The organism is Halomonas sp. KM-1, from assembly GCF_000246875.1.
GTDB lineage: Bacteria > Pseudomonadota > Gammaproteobacteria > Pseudomonadales > Halomonadaceae > Halomonas > Halomonas aerodenitrificans.
The window spans coordinates 19,402-34,965 of the sequence record NZ_BAEU01000058.1 but is presented as its reverse complement, the minus strand read 5'-3'; the positions used below and the strand labels follow the sequence as shown (position 1 = coordinate 34,965).

The window sequence follows — 15,564 nt, the reverse complement described above, 5'->3', positions numbered from 1 at the left end:
GGACCAGCCCAACCAGCTATGGGTGGTGACTGGCTTTCCACTTTCGCGGCGATTGCCCGGATTGCGCCTTGAACGCTCGCGAGAGCGCGGCTTCACTCCCGTAGCCAACATCTGTTGCGATCATTTTCAGAGGCCGCCCGCGCAGCAAGGCCTTCTGTGCCAGCCGCACGCGCCAACTTTGTAGATACTGCCCTGGCGTTACACCTACCATCTCGCGAAAGGTCGTGGCGAATGCGCTGCGCGACATGCCGGCAACATTCGCCAGTTCGTCCAGTGTCCACGCCTGCTCTGGCTTCTCATGCATAGCCACCAGTGCGTTGCGCAGGCGCGGATGTGACAACCCGGACAGCAAGCCACCGTGCACTTCGCCACTGGTCATCAGTTGGCGCAAAACCTGGACCATCACCACCTCGAGGAGACGCTCGACCAGCGCAACGCGCCCGCATCGCTGCTCGAATGCCTCCTCGAATAACAACTCCAGCACCGGCTCGGCGCCAGCAATGTCTGCCAGCGGCAGGCAGACGACCTCCGGTAGCGCCGATGCGATCGGATTGCCTGCTCCGCCCTCGAATGACAGGTTCGCGCAGACCATGTCCGCACCACGCTCGGGATCGGTGAGGAAGCGATGCGTCAGCGGTCGTGGGAACAACAACAGGCTCGGTCGTTCGACCTTCAGTAACTCCCTGCCGTACCGCACCTCAACTGCCCCACACCGCACCAGGTGCAACTGTCCATGGGCGCCGTCACTTTGCAGTGTGTTGGTGCCGCACAACGCCCCCGCATTGAACACCTGCGCGCTCACCGGGAAATGCGCCATCAGCGCCGCAAGCCGGTCGACCATGCCTCGTACTCCTGATCAAGTTTTCAGGACTTTATGCCACCAATTGTATCAATGGAACGCGCAGAATACATCTCACCGGGTAACACCACCCGGCCACTCAACTGAACAGGAACGACTGCCATGTCCATCGAAAAAATCCTCTACACCGCCACCGCTACTGCCACAGGGGGCCGCGAAGGCCGCGCCACTTCCTCCGACGGCGTACTCGACGTTCAGCTGTCCACCCCGCGTGAGCTGGGCGGCGCCGGCGGCCCTGGCACCAACCCGGAGCAGTTGTTCGCCGCCGGATACTCGGCCTGCTTCCTCGGCGCACTGAAGTTCGTCGCCAGCCAGCAGAAAGTCGTACTTCCCGCGGATACCAAGGTCACCGGCAAGGTCGGCATCGGCCAGATCCCCACCGGTTTCGGTATCGAGGCAGAACTGACCATCGCCGCCCCCGGACTCGACCGCAACACCCTGCAAGATCTGGTCGACCAAGCCCACATCGTCTGCCCGTACTCCAATGCGACGCGCGGAAACATCGACGTGACGCTGCGCATAGCCGACTGATTGCACGGATCTGCTGAACTTCCTCAAGAACTGAGTTGAATGACTGAAACAACAAATGGTCGGGAGATATAGGCCCTGTATGCCCAGCTCCCGACCATGGAAATCAGTGGTAATTCCAGACCAATCTCAATGCGACACTGCCAGTTCCGGCACCCGTTCTGGTGGCATCAGCGCCAGAGATGCCTTCATTTCACGCACCTCCTCGCCGGGCGGCCGGCCGAAGAAGCGTTTGAACTCGCGGCTGAACTGCGAAGCACTCTCGTAACCCACCCGGGCGGCGGCCGCCGCTGCAGGCAGACCGTCGCGAATCATCATCATGCGTGCCTGATGCAGCCGTGTGGACTTGATGTACTGCAGGGGTGAGGTTTGCGTCACCGCCTTGAAGTGCACGTGAAAGGCCGCCGTGCTCATGCCGACATCGCTGGCCAGCCCCCCCACCTCCAGGGGCTCGGCGTACTCCGCGTGAATACGGTGCAGCGCCTTGGCGATCCTGCCGAACTGGCCCTGCTGGGCCAGCGCCGCGCGCATGCTCCCACCCTGCTCGCCGGCCAGTATCCGATAGTAGATCTCCCGCACGATATTGGGCGCCAGCACTTGCGCTTCCATAGGCGAGGTCAGCGCCTCGAGCAGCCTGAGCGTGGCATCCGACATGGGTGCATCGAGCGGCGTGGAGAGCATGCATCTGGGGGTCGACTTCGAACGTGCGTCCGTCTGGTCCAGCATGAAGACCAGCTCCGCCACCACGGCCATGTCCAGCCGAATCGACATGGCCAGCAACGGCTCCTCGGGGCTGGCCTCGGTTTCCGCGGCAAAAGGCAGCGGTACCGACAGTACGAGATAATGCAGGGCATCGTAGAGATACACGTCATCGCCCAGGTAGCCTCGCTTGCGACCCTGGCACACGATCACGATGCACGGCTCGTACATCACCGGGGCGAGCTTCAGCGATCGGTCCGAGCGCATGAAGCGCACCTCGTTCAGCAGCGACTGGGTAAACCCCTCACGCGGCGCTAGCCGATAAAGCAGTTCAACCATTCGTTCCTGGGAATTCAGGGTAGGTCGTATAGGCACGTGGTAGCCCTCACAATTCGCGTCACTAAAGATTTAGGCAAACTTTCGGGCAAAACACACCCTAAAAGCGCTTCCTCTACAGGATTAGGCAATACTGCAATAGGAATGACTCTGTCGGCTTTTACTGCGCCTCCGTAGGCTTACTACAACGACGCTCTTGCTCGCGAATCGATCATCCAAGTTCTGTCAGAGAGTCGTCACAAGCCACCCATACGGAGTCATCTCTATATGAGCAAAGTCATTCTTCTCACCGGTGCCAGCAGCGGCATTGGCGAGGCCACTGCCCGGTTGCTGGCCAAACAAGGCCATCATCTGGTCATCGGTGCTCGCCGCACCGAGCGCCTGGAAGCATTAGCTCAGGCCATTCGTTCCGAAGGCGGTAACGTCGAGTATCGAGCGTTGGATGTTACTCAACGCGAAGACGTGCAGGCCTTCGCCGATGCCGCGCTGAAGCTCCATGGTCGCATCGATGTGATCATCAACAACGCTGGCGTCATGCCGCTCTCGCCCCTGTCCTCGCTCAAGGTCGAGGAGTGGGACCGCATGATCGACGTCAACATCCGCGGCGTGCTGCACGGTATCGCTGCCGTGCTGCCCACCATGCAGACCCAGGGCAGCGGACAGGTGATCAACATCTCCTCCATCGGCGGCCTCTTCGTGGTGCCCACCGGCGCTGTCTACTGCGCCACCAAGTTCGCCGTACGGGCCATTTCCGACGGGCTGCGCCAGGAGCACGACAACCTGCGCGTCACCTGCGTCTATCCCGGCGTGGTCGAGTCTGAACTGGCCGACACCATCACCGATGCCGGCGCCGCCGAAGCGATGAAGAGTTTCCGTGAGATAGCTCTCAAGCCCGAGGCCATCGCCGCGGCCATCGCTCACGTCATCGCCCAGCCCGATGGGGTAGATACCAGCGACATCGTGGTTCGCCCCACCGCAAGTCCTGCATGACGGAGTGTTCATCGACGACGTGCTCTATCACGCCGGCATGGTGCTACGGCGGGAAGAGTAGCGCTTGGTGCTGAAGAAATTTCCAGCCTGTCTACTTAAGGAAATACATGATGAAATTGCAGAAAAGCTTACTGTTTCTTGCACTCGCTCTTGCCTCGAATATCACCCTTGCGGAACAGGGTGCAGAGGAGCCGATTCCGCCCCTCGCTTACTCAAGCTCGAGCGCAACCGGCCAGAATAACTTCGATCGGCTCGACCTGGATGGCGATGGCTATATCTCACGTGAAGAGGCCCAGGTGGGCACGCTGCCGGAAATCTTCCTGTTCATGGATCGCAACCACGACGGCAGGATCTCCCGTCAGGAGTTCCACTATCGCCCGCGTTGACCGGCTCGTCGAAGCGAGAACACCAGCGACACTGACCTAAATACACGTAAAAGGAGGGAGCCTTGGGCTCCCTCAGCGCCAGGAGGGCCGGATATCCACTCATGCCGAACTCTCTCCCGGTGGCGAAAAGCCAGACCGAACGGCACCTTCCTCACTCACGCCCAAGCCTTGATTAAGCTGACCGAACGGCACATGCACCGACGGCAGAATATCGCTGGTGGCCGAGAGATGGGATGCCTGGTCGTCGAAGAAGATATGCGGCTTGATGATGCCGAGAACGTGCTCTTTGGCGATGCCGCCGAGGAAATAGGCCTCGTTGACCGTCACGCCCCAGCTACGCATGGTGTGGATGACCCGCTCATGGGCCGGCGCGTTGCGGGCGGTGACGATGGAGACCCTGACCTTAGGACGATACGCTCCCTGCGTCTCCTCCTCGCGCTGCTTTTCCAGCATCTGGATATGCGCCAGCTTGCGCAGAAAAACGGCCAACAAGCCCGCTGCGGGCGGTACCTGGGCATTGGCCCGTTCATACGCGTGAAAGGCTTCGATTCCTTGCTTCTGGTAGATGGTTTCGGACTCGTCGGTGACCAGCACGCCATCGAAGTCGAAGGCAATGCGCAGCTCCTCCTCGTCGGTCAGATCGAGATCACCCGATGACAGCACCTGCCCCGCCGGGTGCCCGGCCAGGATCGCCTGGTCGACGTCCTGGCGATTGGCGGACAGAAAAAGGCTGATGTTCAACGCCGGAATGAAGCGATGGGGGTAACGCCCCTGAAGAAATATGGCCCGCGTAATGCCCAGCTCATGGTGCTCGATCGACTTCATGACCCGCAGTCCGGTTTCCGGATCGTTGCGCGAGAGCAGTACCACTTCGATGGGCGGGTTGTCCGGGCTCAGCTCGTTCAATGACAGCAGACGCTTGATGAACGGGAAGGCAACGCCGGTACTTAACGGCTTGTTCTCGTTGTCGCGCTGATAGATGCGATAGGACGCCTCGCCCTGCTCGCGAAAGACCCGATCGGATTCCTCCAGATCGAACAAGGCGCTGGATGCCAGTCCAATTACCAAGCGTTCACTGAGATCGTAGGCCATGGTCGTCGCTTGCTGCCGATCAAGGGTGGATTCCATTGACCATGCCCCAGGGAAGAGAATCGATCAAGCTTCGTCACGGCACCCGGGGGTAAGCCTGGATCGTTCGTCTTAGCGCATGGGCCGAGAAGGCTCCGGTCGTGTGACCAGCCAAACCGCCACCACAACCAGCATCGCCACTATAGCCCAGCGCAGCCAACCCTCACCCAGGTGCAGCAGAATCATCACCATGCTGGCGAAGATCATTCCCACGGCGACAAACTTGGCGCGCCGGGGGATCGCCTTCTCCTTCTCCCAGTTCTCAAGCAGTGGCCCGACATAGCGCCGCGAGCGAATCCAGGCCTCGAAGCGCGGTGAGCCGCGAGATGCACAATAGACCGCCGCCAGCATGAACTCCGTGGTCGGCAATAGCGGGAGAAACAGGCCGAGAAAACCCACCGCAAAGCTCAATGCCGCCAATGCCACCCATAACAATCGCACCATTACCATCGCCTCGTTAACGTACGGTTCATTCAATGCCATGAGAGTTAACGTTCCAAACGGGGGAATTCATCATATTCGTCAGTTATTGAGAATCATTACCACTAGTGATAGTATTCCCACCTCACCATGGGAGTCATCCACTATGGCTGGACGCACGAGCTACCGCCTTTTCGATATCACCCTGGCACGCCGTACCCAGGTCAGCCCATCGCTAGTCAGGTTCACCTTCACCGGGCCCCAGGTTGGCCGGATGGCCACCCACGCACCGGACCAACGCATCAAACTGTTCTTTCCCAAGGACGCCAACGGCCTAGACGCGCTGTTCGAGATCGCCAAGCTGGAAGAGCACGACTGGTTCGGCGCCTATCGTGCCCTGCCAGACGCCGAGCGCCCCCCCATGCGCACCTACACCATTCGTGCACTGCGCCCGGCACGCGGCGAAGTCGATGTGGAGTTCGTGCTGCACGGCGACAACGGCCCCGCCTCACGCTGGGCGATGCGCGCCCGTCCCGGCGACCGCCTGGCGATGACCGCTCCGCTGGCCAGTGCCGGGGGCGAAAAGCTCGGCTATGAGTGGAAGCCACCGCGGGGCGTACGGCGCATCCTAATTATCGCCGACGAGACCGCCCTGCCGGCGGCCGCCGGCATCTTCGAAACACTCGACGACCTGCCCCTCGCCCCACGGGTAGAGGCCATGCTCGAAGTACCGCGTAGGGACGATATCCAGCCCCTCTCTGCCCCCGCCAAGCTGCGCTGGTTACCCCGCGATAGCGAGCCGGGTTGCCACCACGGCGATCTGCTGAGGCGAGCGGTGCGCGACATCGACCTGCATCAGGAGATCCGCGCCCTAGGCGGACAACCGCATAGTGGCGCCAGCGAGGGGCTGGATGAAGACAACGCCGTCCTCTGGGAGCCCGCGAGTCTCGACGACAATGCCCCCTTCTATGCCTGGATTGCGGCAGAAACCAAGGTCACCCGGGATATTCGCCGCTATCTGGTCAATGAGTGCGGCCTGCCCAAGCAGTGCGTCACCAGCATGGGCTATTGGCGCCTGGGCAAGGCGGACGAATGAACCTCGCGCGGAAGCTTAAGTGACGACATCACCCGCCAATCACTGGCGAGACACCCCCGATCGCTATGGCCTCGTCAGCCGTCTCCTCCACTGGCTGACGGCAGCGCAAGTGATACTGTTATTCGGCGTTTTGTTGGCCTGGAAGGGATTCGGTGAGAACGCCGTCACTCTGGTATTGGCGAGGATCGGCCCCCACGGCTCGTTGGGCGCCATGCTGCTGGTGACAACGCTGCTGCGCGCCATGTGGGCCTATCGCCAGCGCCATCACCGACCGCCCCGCCCACCAGGCTTGGGGGGATTGCTGGCGCGCTGCATGCACCTGGCCTTCTATGCGCTGTTGATTCTGATACCGGCGCTGGCCATCCTGCGCCAGTATGGCCGGGGCGGCCACCTGATCTTCTATGGCATTGAACTGCTGCCGGAAGCGGAGCGCGAGATTGCCTGGATGATGGCGCCTGCCGACCTGCTGCACAGCACCCTGGCCTGGCTGCTACTGGCACTGATTGCCGGCCATGTGGCGATGGCGCTGGCCCATCGCCTGTGGCTCAAGGATGGCATCCTGGCGCGCATGCTGGGCTCACCCCAAACCACACGGGACAGCTAGCCAAGCTCGCGCCTAACCTGCACCGAAAGCCCCCGCCACCCGTTCGATATCGCCAGCGTCGAGCACGCCCGCCTGCCAGCGCAACGACAGCCAGGCGAGCAGATAGTCGTAGCGGGCGCGGACCAGGTCGCGCTGGGCTTCGACGTGCTGCTGTTCGGCGTTGAGGGCATCGAGGTTGGTGCGCTCGCCGCCGAGGATGCTGCGCCGGGTGGCATCGAGCCGCGCTTCGGCGGCGACCACGGCGTCGCGGTAGGCCTCGATGCGCCGCTGGCTGCTCAGGGTCATGCGGTACTGGCGCTCGACGTCGTTGAGCAGTTCGGCCATGGCGCCGTCAAGCTCGAAACGAGCCTGCTCCAGGGTGTCGCTGGCCTGACGGCTGGCGGCGCGCACGCGCCCTCCAGCGAATAGCGGCACCTGAACTTCCACGCCGATGCTGTCGGTGTCGTAGCGCTGTCCCACCTGATTCTCGGCGTTGGAGTCGGTGATCTGGCTGCGCGCCACCAGCCGCACGCTGGGCAAATGTCCGGCGCGCTGCTGGTTTCGCTGCTGCCGGGTGGCTTCGAGCAGGCTGCGCTGGGCGGCAAGCTCAGGGTTATGGGCCACGGCCAGCTCGCGCCACTCTTCAAGCGGCAGGAAGTCGGGCTCTTGCATATGCGCGGCATCGCTCAGCGGCACCAGCGCCGCGGCTGGCAGGTGGCCGATCAATATCGCCAGGGCGTTGCGGGCATCCTGCCAACGGTCCTCGGCCTCGATCAGCTGTGCCGCCAGAAGCCTCCGCTGCGCCTCGATCTCCATCTGGTCGGTGCGAGTGCCCTCGCCGCCTGCCACGAAGCGTCGGCTGCGTTCAGCCTCCTCTTCCAAGGCTCTGCCATGGGCGCGCATCAGCCCCACCTCCTCCTCGGCATAGAGGGCTTCGGTATAAGCCTGCAGCACCCGTACCGCCAGCGCCTGGCGCGCCCGCTCCAGGGTCAGGCCGGCGGCCTCGGCGCGTGCCTTACCCTCGCGGTACTGGGCGAATGCCGCTGCATCGAACAGCGGCTGGGTAAGGGTGAAACCAGAAGAGAAGCTGGTGTATTCCAGGTCCTGCCGGGTCGTACCCAAGGGAGTATCCTGACGAATCTCAGCGTCGTTGCGCATGCGGGTATAGCGGTAGCTCAGATTGGGCATCAGCGCGGCACGCCCCAGCGCCCGCTCATGGCTGCCCGCGGCGCTCTCGCTGCGGGCCGCTTGCCAGGTCGGGTCGTGCTGCAGCGCCAGCTCGTAGGCCTGGAGAAAATCCAGCGCCATGGCGGGCAGGGCCAGCAGTCCGCTCCCGGCCATCAGCAGCCAGGCGGCAAACCCGCGGCTAACCAGCTTATCCATCAGGCATCCCCCCAGGCGGTGCGAGCACGATCCAGCAGCGGCTTGAACAGGTAGTTGAGCAGCGTACGCTCGCCGGTGCGCACGAAGGCTTCCACCGGCATCCCGGCACGCAGCACGTCACTGCCCAGTCCCTCCAGGGCTTGCGCCGCCACTTCTACCTGAACGCGGTAGTAAGGCTCGCCACTGCGCTCATCGACCAAGCGGTCGGCGGAAACCTGGGCCACCTCGCCAGGCACCCTAGGTGTGGTGCTGCGCTCGAAGGCGGTGAAGGCAAGCTCCACCGACAGCCCAGCGTGCACCCGGTCGATATGCTCGACCGGTAATTGGCCCTCCACCAGCAGCGGCTCGTGCTCGGGGACGATCTCCATCAGGCGGCCGCCGGGCGCCACCACGCCGCCTTCGGTGTGCTGGGCCAACCCCACCACGATGCCTGCCGTCGGGGCGCGCAGTTGGGTATGGGCCAGCTCGAACTCCGCCGAGGTCAGGCGGCCGGCCAGCTCACGCATGCGCGAGCGTGCCTGGGTCAAGGCTTCGCGCACGTCGCGCTGATACTCCTCGCGGCGCTGGGTCATGCGCAGGCTGAGTTCGTCGATCTGACGCTCTGTCTGCTCCAGGGTGCCGCGGTCGGCGACCAGCTCTCCCTGCAGTTGGGCGTACTGGCTCTCGATCTCCAGTAGCCGGTTGCGCGGAATGTAGCCCTCTTCCGCCAGGCCGCGCAGGTTATCGCGCTGCTCGCCCAGCAGCGCCAGCCGCAGGCGCTTCTGCGTCAGCGATGCTTCTAGCCCGCTAGCCTGGGCGCGCTGGCCTGCCAGACTAGCGTCCAGCCCCGCCAGCTCCGAGGCGAGCGAGGCCTGACGGCTCTCGAACAGTTGGCGGTGCAGCGCCAGCACGGTCAGCAATTCGGGATCTGCCTGCGCGGTCAGCTCGGCGGGGAATTCGATGCTAACGAGACCGTCACGCTCCGCCTCGAGGCGGGCGATCTCCGCCAGGGTGGCGCTGTATTGGCCGCTCAGTACGTCCACCTCACTGGCATGGCGGGTGGCATCCAGGCTGACCAACACTTGGCCCTGGGTGACGCGGTCGCCCTCACGCACCCACAGCCGCTCGACAATGCCTCCGCTGGGATGCTCCACCGCCTGGCGGTTGCCCGACACCACCACGGTGGCAGGGACCGCCACGCCGTTATCCAGCGGCGCCAAAGCCGCCCACACCACGAAGCCCACGAAGCCCGTCAGCAACAGCCAGCCGCCCAGACGGCGCGGACGCCTCCGCCGCTGCGCCATCGCTTGCCAGTCCGGCGTGTCCCGCGAGGTGGAAGAGAATGCAGGGCCGGGCTCGACGCCACGTGCCGCATCGGTAGGTGGCATCATGCGCTGCGCTCCATCTGGTAGGGGCTGTGCGCCATCAAAGTGGCACCGCTAGAAGCGGCCTGACGTGCTGCCCCCGCCTGCAGTACCTCCTGAGTCGAGCCGAACGTCGCCTGCCGGCCTTCCTTCAGCGCCAGCAGGTGGGTGGTGGCCTTCAGCACCTGAGGCCGATGAGTGATCAGCACCACCGTCACGTTGCGCTCACGCAGCCACTGCAGGGCTGCCATCAACGCCTTCTCACCGGCTTCGTCGAGGTTGGCATTGGGCTCGTCGAGCACCACCAGCGATGGCGGACCGTAGAGCGCCCGGGCCAGGCCGATGCGTTGCCGCTGGCCGCCGGAGAGCCCCACGCCGCCATCGCCCAGCGGCGTGTCGTAGCCCTGGGGCAGCGACAGGATCAGCTCATGCACCCCAGCCGCCTTGGCGGCACCAATCACTTTTTCGGAATCCGGCTCGGCGAAGCGCGCAATATTCTCCGCCACGCTGCCGGCAAACAGCTCCACCTCTTGGGGCAGGTAGCCGATGTGCGGCCCTAACTGGGCCTTGTCCCAGTGCTGGATGGCGGCGCCATCCAGCCGCACCGTGCCAACCTGGGGCCGCCATACACCCACCAGCAGCCGCGCCAGGGTCGACTTGCCGGAACCGGAGGGGCCCACCACCCCCAGCGCGTCGCCCGGCGCCAGGCGAACATCGATCTGCACCAGGGTCGGTTTGCGGCCTCCCGGTGGCATCGCGCTAACGGCTTCTACCGCCACCTCGCCCCGCGGCGCGGGCAGCGCCATGCCCGCTTCGCGGGCAGGATGCGCCTCCAGCAGCGCCGCCAGACGCTGATGTGCCAGGCGCGTGGTGCTCCACTGCCGCCAGGCGTTGATCACCTGGTCGATGGGCCCCAGCACACGTCCCATCAGGATCGATCCCGCGATCATGGTGCCCGGGCTGATGGCGCCGCCTACCGCCAACCAGGCGCCCAAGCCCAGCACCAGTGACTGCAGCGCCACGCGCAGGCTTTTAGACGCCGCGGTGATCAGCGCCGTGCGCTCGCTGGCTAGCCCCTGCAGGGCAACAAAACCGCCATGCAGCCGCGCCCAACGCCGCGACAGCGCACCCAGCATGCCCATGGCTTCGATGGCCTCGGCATGGCGCAGTTGGGCCTCGGCGGTGCTGGCGGCCTGTACCGAAAGGCCGCCCGCTTCCCTCAACGGTGGCTGGGAGAGACGCTCGTTGAGCCACGCCAGGGCGACCAGTAGCAACGCGCCCGCCAGTGCCAGGCAGCCAATCCAGGGGTGGAACAGGAACATCACCAATAGATAGAGGGGAAACCAGGGAGCATCGAAGAAAGCGAATATCGCGCTTCCCGTAACGAACTGGCGCAGCGAGTCGAGATCCCGCGTGGCCTGCCCCGCCTGGGCATTGCCGCCGTGCAGGCCACGCTCGAAGGCCGCAGCGTAGACCCGCCCACCCAAATGCTCGTCCATCCCCTCGCCGATCTGGATCACTACCAGGCTGCGCACGTACTCCAGCGCCCCCATCAGCGCCAGCAAGCCCAGTGCCATCAGCGTCAGCAGCAGCAGCGTGGTGGTGTTGCCCGAGGCCAGCACCCGGTCGTAGACCTGCAGCATGTAGAGCGGCGGCACCAGCATCAGTAGATTGATCACTGCGCTATAGATGCCAACGCTGCGAAAGCCGCCGCGATAGGCACCCAGCGCCTGGCGTATCTCGTTACGCGGCTCGCCGCGCGAAGGTTTCATGGTGGGCTGCCCCTAAATAAGCGTCGTGGAAACTCGGCGCGCCCCCGTCGGGGCCCGCTCATGTATCTGTTCCGCTCATCGCAGGGTCACGGTGGTCATGCTTGACATCGCGCCACTGCTGGCGACAATGCCAAGGCACCGCGCCCCGGGCATAAGGCCCGTGGCGCGGTGATCAAAGGTTGCGGCAAGGGGGCTCCCCTTGCCTTTTTTATTATGTGGCGATGCTCAGGCAGCCAGGGCGACGTCGAGGTCGCTGGATGCCGCACCGACACCCACCAGGTCGGCGAGTTCGACTTGGCTGGGATCGAGGCCATTGTTCTCCAGCGCAGCGATCAGGCCACCGTTGGTGCCAGTACCGATGCTGTCGTCAGCTCCCTCTACTGAGCCATTCATCAGGCCCCAGATCACGTCATGGACATCGTTCTCGCGCCCTTCGGAGACATCACCCGTGATCGGAGTATCGAAGGTGAAGGTGATCCATTGGTCGATCACTTCTCCGCTGTTTTCATTGAGTCCAACGCCCAGAGTAATAGTGTCGATCTCGCCCCACAGAGTATGTGAGGTTGGACCATCCCCCGGGCTGCCGTTGAGCGGCGGGAAGTAGTAGCTCAGTTGACCCGTGGCCTGGAAAGCGAAGCCAAGGTCGGCGTCGTAGTAGGAGTAACTGGTGCCATTAAACATATCACCGCCATTGAAGCCCCCGGTATTGGCCGGGTGGGAGCCCTCCAAGCCACTTTGCTGGAACTCAATCAAAGCATCATAGAGGGTGCTTTCCAGATTGATGCCATCAAGTTCGAAGCTTTCATCGAAGTGAGTGACTGAAGCTGTCATATCGTTCTCCTTTTACTTACCAGATTCAGGTGTCAGAGTTTTCTCATGGCACCGTTATGGTGATCCCTACCGCAACCACCGACATACGGGATTTCCCGCATGTTCCTTTCTATGATCCGCAACGCGGATCACCGAATCAGAAGCGCAATTCCATACCGATCTGTGCCGTTCGCCCAGGGGAATAGACCCGTGCCAAGGCATCGGAATAGCCATCCAGGTACATTTCATCAGTGAGGTTCTCCACTGAGGCCAGGAATGCCAGGTGATCGTTGACCCGATAGCTGCCGTACCAGTCCCAGGTGGTGTAGCGGAACCAGGTCTGAGCACCCCCAGTGTCCTGGTTGTACCAGCCATTGCCGCTGTAGTTGTAACGCAGCCCGGTATCCAGACGCTGGTCAAACAGGCGCACACCGAGGTTGGCGGTACCCTTGTCTACTGGTTTGGCGATCACGCTATTGAAGGCCATATTGCCGCAGACCACCTGGTCGTTAGCCCACTCCTCCCAGGAGTCGTAACCCGCCTCGCGCGCCATCTCATGCTGCTCCGTCATCGAGCCATCCTCGTTGGGCTGGTCATACCTATGTTGACCGGCGCCAGCGAAGTAGAGGTCAGGGCAGAACTGATTGGGGCTACCCAGATAGTGGGTATAGGTCACCCCACCATAGATCCAGCCAGCATCGTAGCGGCTCTCCAGTTCGAGGCCGCGGAACTGAGTCCGGGTACGGTTATTGACGAAAGCCAGGCGGCTGGGGTCAGCCCCGTCGCTACCGGTGCGGCCTTGCCCAGGTAGCGCAACGCCCATTGCTGTAAAGAGGTAGTCATCCGCCCGGGTATCGAAGTAACCCAGTTTGGCGAATAGGGAGTCGCCAGGTGTCAGCAGGTCGTTGAATACCGTATTGGCACCGACCTCCCAGCTTGTAGTGGTTTCTGCATCCGCAAAGGGGTTGGGGAACATGAAGCTGCTGCCGGAGCCGGGATGCGCACCAACTACCAAGCTTTCATTAATGGAGGGTGGGCGCCAAGATTTACCCCAGTTGGCGTAGAGTTCTAGCCAGTCTGTCGGGCGAATCGCTGCCGCCAACGAGGGCAGCAACTTGCCTGCCGAACGGTCGACATGATGGTCGTAGAAACCATTTTCCTGCTCCCATCTGGCGGCGTACTGACTACCGTTGTATGCATTAAGAGGAATGGCCAAAATCGCCTCTTCGCCACCGGTTCTTCCCGCATCACAAAAGACGGCGGCGCTTGCATTGCCAGCTGCCGCACGGTTACATTGAAGACGCATATAGCGATCGAAGCGCGACTCATAGATGGCCCGCGTTCCATATACCTGGGTATCGCCCGTTAGCCAGTAGTGGTCGTAGCGCAGCCCCGCAGATAGGGTGTAAAGGTCGTCTTCGAGGGTTAGATTGCTAAAGATACTGCCAACAGAGCGCTCGCCATAAGGGTTCAGTGCTTCGCCCTCGCCATACTGGGTATGATCAGGCAGTTGGCGCCCTTCACGATCAACACGGACCTCGGAATCAGCCTTGTCGCGAAAATACTCAATACCGTAATTGGCGCTGAGCTGAGTAGTGTCGTTCAGAGCGAAGCGCGAGGTGTTGTCGACCTGAATACCGTAGGTACGGGTCGAGATATTCTGGTCCCTGCCAATGCCATAGCTGCAATGGGTCTGCCATGAGCTTGGAATCGGGTCCTGATCGCAAAATCCGAAATCCCAGGCAAAATCCACCAACCCCGTGTCGCCAGGCGGATACGCCGGATTGTTGTAGTTGTTGAGCTCGGTATCCACGCCATAAAGTTTGACGTTGAGATCAAACCAGTTGTTGTTGCTAGGGTTCCAGTTGTAGTCGAAGGCAAGGCTCTGCGATTCGACGCTCGACGTACCCAGCTCGCGCCAGGGCGTGCCGCTCTCCTGCATAGAGGGATCTGCGTCAGTGGTATTGCTATAGTCGATCTCGGTACCGGCATAGGTGAACTGCAAGGACTGTTCAGGCGTGAGATGCAACCGGCCCTTGAACAGGCTGGACTCCTGAGTCTGGCGCGCGAACTTGACGTCATCATAGTAGGAGTCGTAGCCAGTATCGCTCCAGACACGATTGCGATCACCACCGCCCCGCGAGCCGATACTGTAGTCGCCCAGTGAGCGACGGCTACGCGCGCCAAGCAGTTCCAGATTGTCACCAAAGCGCCCTGCGACTGCGACGCTACCGATAAAGTTGACGCCGTTACCTTCTCCTCCGGCACCGGTGATCCCCCTCAGACGTACGCCAACGTCATTGTCAGGAAGAATGACATCGTCATAGTCGAGCGTCTGAAAATTGACGCTACCCGCGATGGCGGTAGCACCATGCACTCCGCTGCGTGGGCCCCGCTCTACCACCGCGCCAGACAGCAGCTCCGAGTCGACATACATTTCGCCATTACGTTGCTGGTGAGCGTTCTGGACGAAGTTCTGGCGCATGCCGTCGATCATCATATTGACGCGGCCAAAATCCTGCATGCCGCGGATATTCACCGATAGCCCAGGGTTGTGCCGATTGGTGGCGCTCGCCACACCGGGCGTCTCGATCAGCATATCGGAAGCGTGGCGAGGCGGACGCTGGTCAATACGCTCGCGGCTGATCACGCTCACCGAGCGCGGTTCGTGGTAGACCCAGTCGTCGCCCAGACGGCCAGCGGTAACCGTCAGGGTGCTGAACATGACCTGGTCGCCCACGGTGGTCATGGTGGCGGGCCGCGGCTCGACGAGTTCGGCAGTACGCGCATTACGATATTCAACGGCCAAACCGCTTCCCATCAGCAGAGCACGCAAGGCCTCGTCGGCGGTCATCTCGCCCTGCAGCGCCGGCGCCACGCCACCGATGGCCCGGTCGTCCGGACGCAGTACCGAGATGTTGGTAATGGCAGTGAATTCACCCAGCGAATAGAGCAACGACTGCTCGGGCAGATCGAAGCGGTAACGCTGCTGGGCGAGCGTCTGGTCATCGCCCTGCCCCGTCGTATCACGGCTTTCTCCCGTCTGCCCATGAGCCTCGCGCAGCCCGACGAGTATCACGAAAATCGTCAGCATCACGACGATGCCAGCCCCCTCCGCGACCTTGCGATAGAGACCTTTCCCCGCGCCGGGTAGCCTCTCACGCTGTTCATGCTGCATTTGACGTCCCTCTGCATCAGACTTATTGAATGATTTTGCTTCTCATTCAATAA

Annotated in this window: 14 protein-coding genes; 5 read left to right on the top strand and 9 right to left on the bottom strand. The window is 62.4% G+C overall.

What is annotated here, in order from left to right; all coding sequences use genetic code 11:
- Positions 1 to 16: 16 nt before the first annotated feature.
- Positions 17 to 841 carry an AraC family transcriptional regulator gene (locus tag B8115_RS05725; protein WP_010626802.1) on the bottom strand — a complete coding sequence of 275 codons (825 nt, stop codon included), beginning with the start codon at positions 839 to 841 and terminating at the stop codon, positions 17 to 19.
- Between the two features lie 120 nt (positions 842 to 961).
- Here B8115_RS05725 and B8115_RS05720 point away from each other — a divergent pair, with 120 nt between their 5' ends.
- Positions 962 to 1,390: an organic hydroperoxide resistance protein gene (locus B8115_RS05720; RefSeq protein ID WP_010626801.1), complete on the top strand. Its 429-nt coding sequence runs from the start codon at positions 962 to 964 to the stop codon at positions 1,388 to 1,390.
- A 126-nt stretch (positions 1,391 to 1,516) separates the two neighbouring features.
- On the opposite strand, the gene B8115_RS05715 is transcribed toward B8115_RS05720, so the two are convergent.
- Complete coding sequence (locus B8115_RS05715) at positions 1,517 to 2,425, bottom strand: AraC family transcriptional regulator (RefSeq protein WP_010626800.1); 909 nt, start codon at positions 2,423 to 2,425, stop codon at positions 1,517 to 1,519.
- Positions 2,426 to 2,689: 264 nt separating this feature from the next.
- Here B8115_RS05715 and B8115_RS05710 point away from each other — a divergent pair, with 264 nt between their 5' ends.
- Positions 2,690 to 3,412 (top strand): SDR family oxidoreductase, encoded by a 723-nt coding sequence (locus tag B8115_RS05710; RefSeq protein WP_010626799.1) that lies wholly within the window; start codon positions 2,690 to 2,692, stop codon positions 3,410 to 3,412.
- Between the two features lie 110 nt (positions 3,413 to 3,522).
- Positions 3,523 to 3,798 (top strand): EF-hand domain-containing protein, encoded by a 276-nt coding sequence (locus B8115_RS05705; protein WP_010626798.1) that lies wholly within the window; start codon positions 3,523 to 3,525, stop codon positions 3,796 to 3,798.
- Between the two features lie 99 nt (positions 3,799 to 3,897).
- Here the strand turns inward: B8115_RS05705 and B8115_RS05700 are convergent, their stop codons facing one another.
- On the bottom strand, positions 3,898 to 4,926 hold the full coding sequence (locus B8115_RS05700; protein ID WP_238539198.1) for a 5'-nucleotidase: 1,029 nt from the start codon (positions 4,924 to 4,926) through the stop codon (positions 3,898 to 3,900).
- A 72-nt stretch (positions 4,927 to 4,998) separates the two neighbouring features.
- Complete coding sequence (locus B8115_RS05695) at positions 4,999 to 5,370, bottom strand: YbaN family protein (protein WP_234254374.1); 372 nt, start codon at positions 5,368 to 5,370, stop codon at positions 4,999 to 5,001.
- 142 nt (positions 5,371 to 5,512) lie between these two features.
- On the opposite strand from B8115_RS05695, the gene B8115_RS05690 reads away from it, so the two are divergent.
- Together B8115_RS05690 and B8115_RS05685 are read left to right on the top strand one after the other, a co-directional pair.
- The gene (locus B8115_RS05690) at positions 5,513 to 6,442 is read left to right on the top strand and encodes a siderophore-interacting protein (protein ID WP_010626795.1); all 930 of its coding nucleotides are present in this window, start codon (positions 5,513 to 5,515) and stop codon (positions 6,440 to 6,442) included.
- Between the two features lie 19 nt (positions 6,443 to 6,461).
- Positions 6,462 to 7,046, top strand: coding sequence for a cytochrome b (locus B8115_RS05685; protein ID WP_035590189.1), 585 nt, complete (start codon positions 6,462 to 6,464; stop codon positions 7,044 to 7,046).
- 12 nt (positions 7,047 to 7,058) lie between these two features.
- On the opposite strand, the gene B8115_RS05680 is transcribed toward B8115_RS05685, so the two are convergent.
- From B8115_RS05680 to B8115_RS05660, 5 genes are all read right to left on the bottom strand, one after another.
- Complete coding sequence (locus B8115_RS05680; protein ID WP_010626793.1) at positions 7,059 to 8,408, bottom strand: TolC family outer membrane protein; 1,350 nt, start codon at positions 8,406 to 8,408, stop codon at positions 7,059 to 7,061.
- Entirely contained in the window at positions 8,408 to 9,778 is a 1,371-nt protein-coding gene (locus tag B8115_RS05675; protein ID WP_010626792.1) for an HlyD family type I secretion periplasmic adaptor subunit, read from the bottom strand. The genes B8115_RS05680 and B8115_RS05675 overlap by 1 nt, the downstream gene beginning before the upstream one ends.
- Positions 9,775 to 11,523: a type I secretion system permease/ATPase gene (locus B8115_RS05670; RefSeq protein WP_010626791.1), complete on the bottom strand. Its 1,749-nt coding sequence runs from the start codon at positions 11,521 to 11,523 to the stop codon at positions 9,775 to 9,777. Before B8115_RS05670 ends, B8115_RS05675 begins: the two co-directional genes overlap by 4 nt.
- A 225-nt stretch (positions 11,524 to 11,748) precedes the next feature.
- Positions 11,749 to 12,354: a heme acquisition protein HasA gene (locus B8115_RS05665; protein ID WP_010626790.1), complete on the bottom strand. Its 606-nt coding sequence runs from the start codon at positions 12,352 to 12,354 to the stop codon at positions 11,749 to 11,751.
- Between the two features lie 136 nt (positions 12,355 to 12,490).
- Positions 12,491 to 15,511, bottom strand: coding sequence for a TonB-dependent receptor (locus B8115_RS05660; protein WP_010626789.1), 3,021 nt, complete (start codon positions 15,509 to 15,511; stop codon positions 12,491 to 12,493).
- Positions 15,512 to 15,564: the final 53 nt, after the last annotated feature.

Coding starts and splice junctions, on each gene's coding strand:
- B8115_RS05710 (WP_010626799.1), top strand. CDS start 2,690: ATGAGCAAAGTCATTCTTCTCACCGGTGCCAGCAGCGGCATTGGCGAG.
- B8115_RS05695 (WP_234254374.1), bottom strand. CDS start 5,370: ATGGTGCGATTGTTATGGGTGGCATTGGCGGCATTGAGCTTTGCGGTG.
- B8115_RS05665 (WP_010626790.1), bottom strand. CDS start 12,354: ATGACAGCTTCAGTCACTCACTTCGATGAAAGCTTCGAACTTGATGGC.
- B8115_RS05705 (WP_010626798.1), top strand. CDS start 3,523: ATGAAATTGCAGAAAAGCTTACTGTTTCTTGCACTCGCTCTTGCCTCG.
- B8115_RS05725 (WP_010626802.1), bottom strand. CDS start 841: ATGGTCGACCGGCTTGCGGCGCTGATGGCGCATTTCCCGGTGAGCGCG.
- B8115_RS05700 (WP_238539198.1), bottom strand. CDS start 4,926: ATGGAATCCACCCTTGATCGGCAGCAAGCGACGACCATGGCCTACGAT.
- B8115_RS05690 (WP_010626795.1), top strand. CDS start 5,513: ATGGCTGGACGCACGAGCTACCGCCTTTTCGATATCACCCTGGCACGC.
- B8115_RS05715 (WP_010626800.1), bottom strand. CDS start 2,425: ATGGTTGAACTGCTTTATCGGCTAGCGCCGCGTGAGGGGTTTACCCAG.
- B8115_RS05660 (WP_010626789.1), bottom strand. CDS start 15,511: ATGCAGCATGAACAGCGTGAGAGGCTACCCGGCGCGGGGAAAGGTCTC.
- B8115_RS05675 (WP_010626792.1), bottom strand. CDS start 9,778: ATGATGCCACCTACCGATGCGGCACGTGGCGTCGAGCCCGGCCCTGCA.
- B8115_RS05670 (WP_010626791.1), bottom strand. CDS start 11,523: ATGAAACCTTCGCGCGGCGAGCCGCGTAACGAGATACGCCAGGCGCTG.
- B8115_RS05720 (WP_010626801.1), top strand. CDS start 962: ATGTCCATCGAAAAAATCCTCTACACCGCCACCGCTACTGCCACAGGG.
- B8115_RS05680 (WP_010626793.1), bottom strand. CDS start 8,408: ATGGATAAGCTGGTTAGCCGCGGGTTTGCCGCCTGGCTGCTGATGGCC.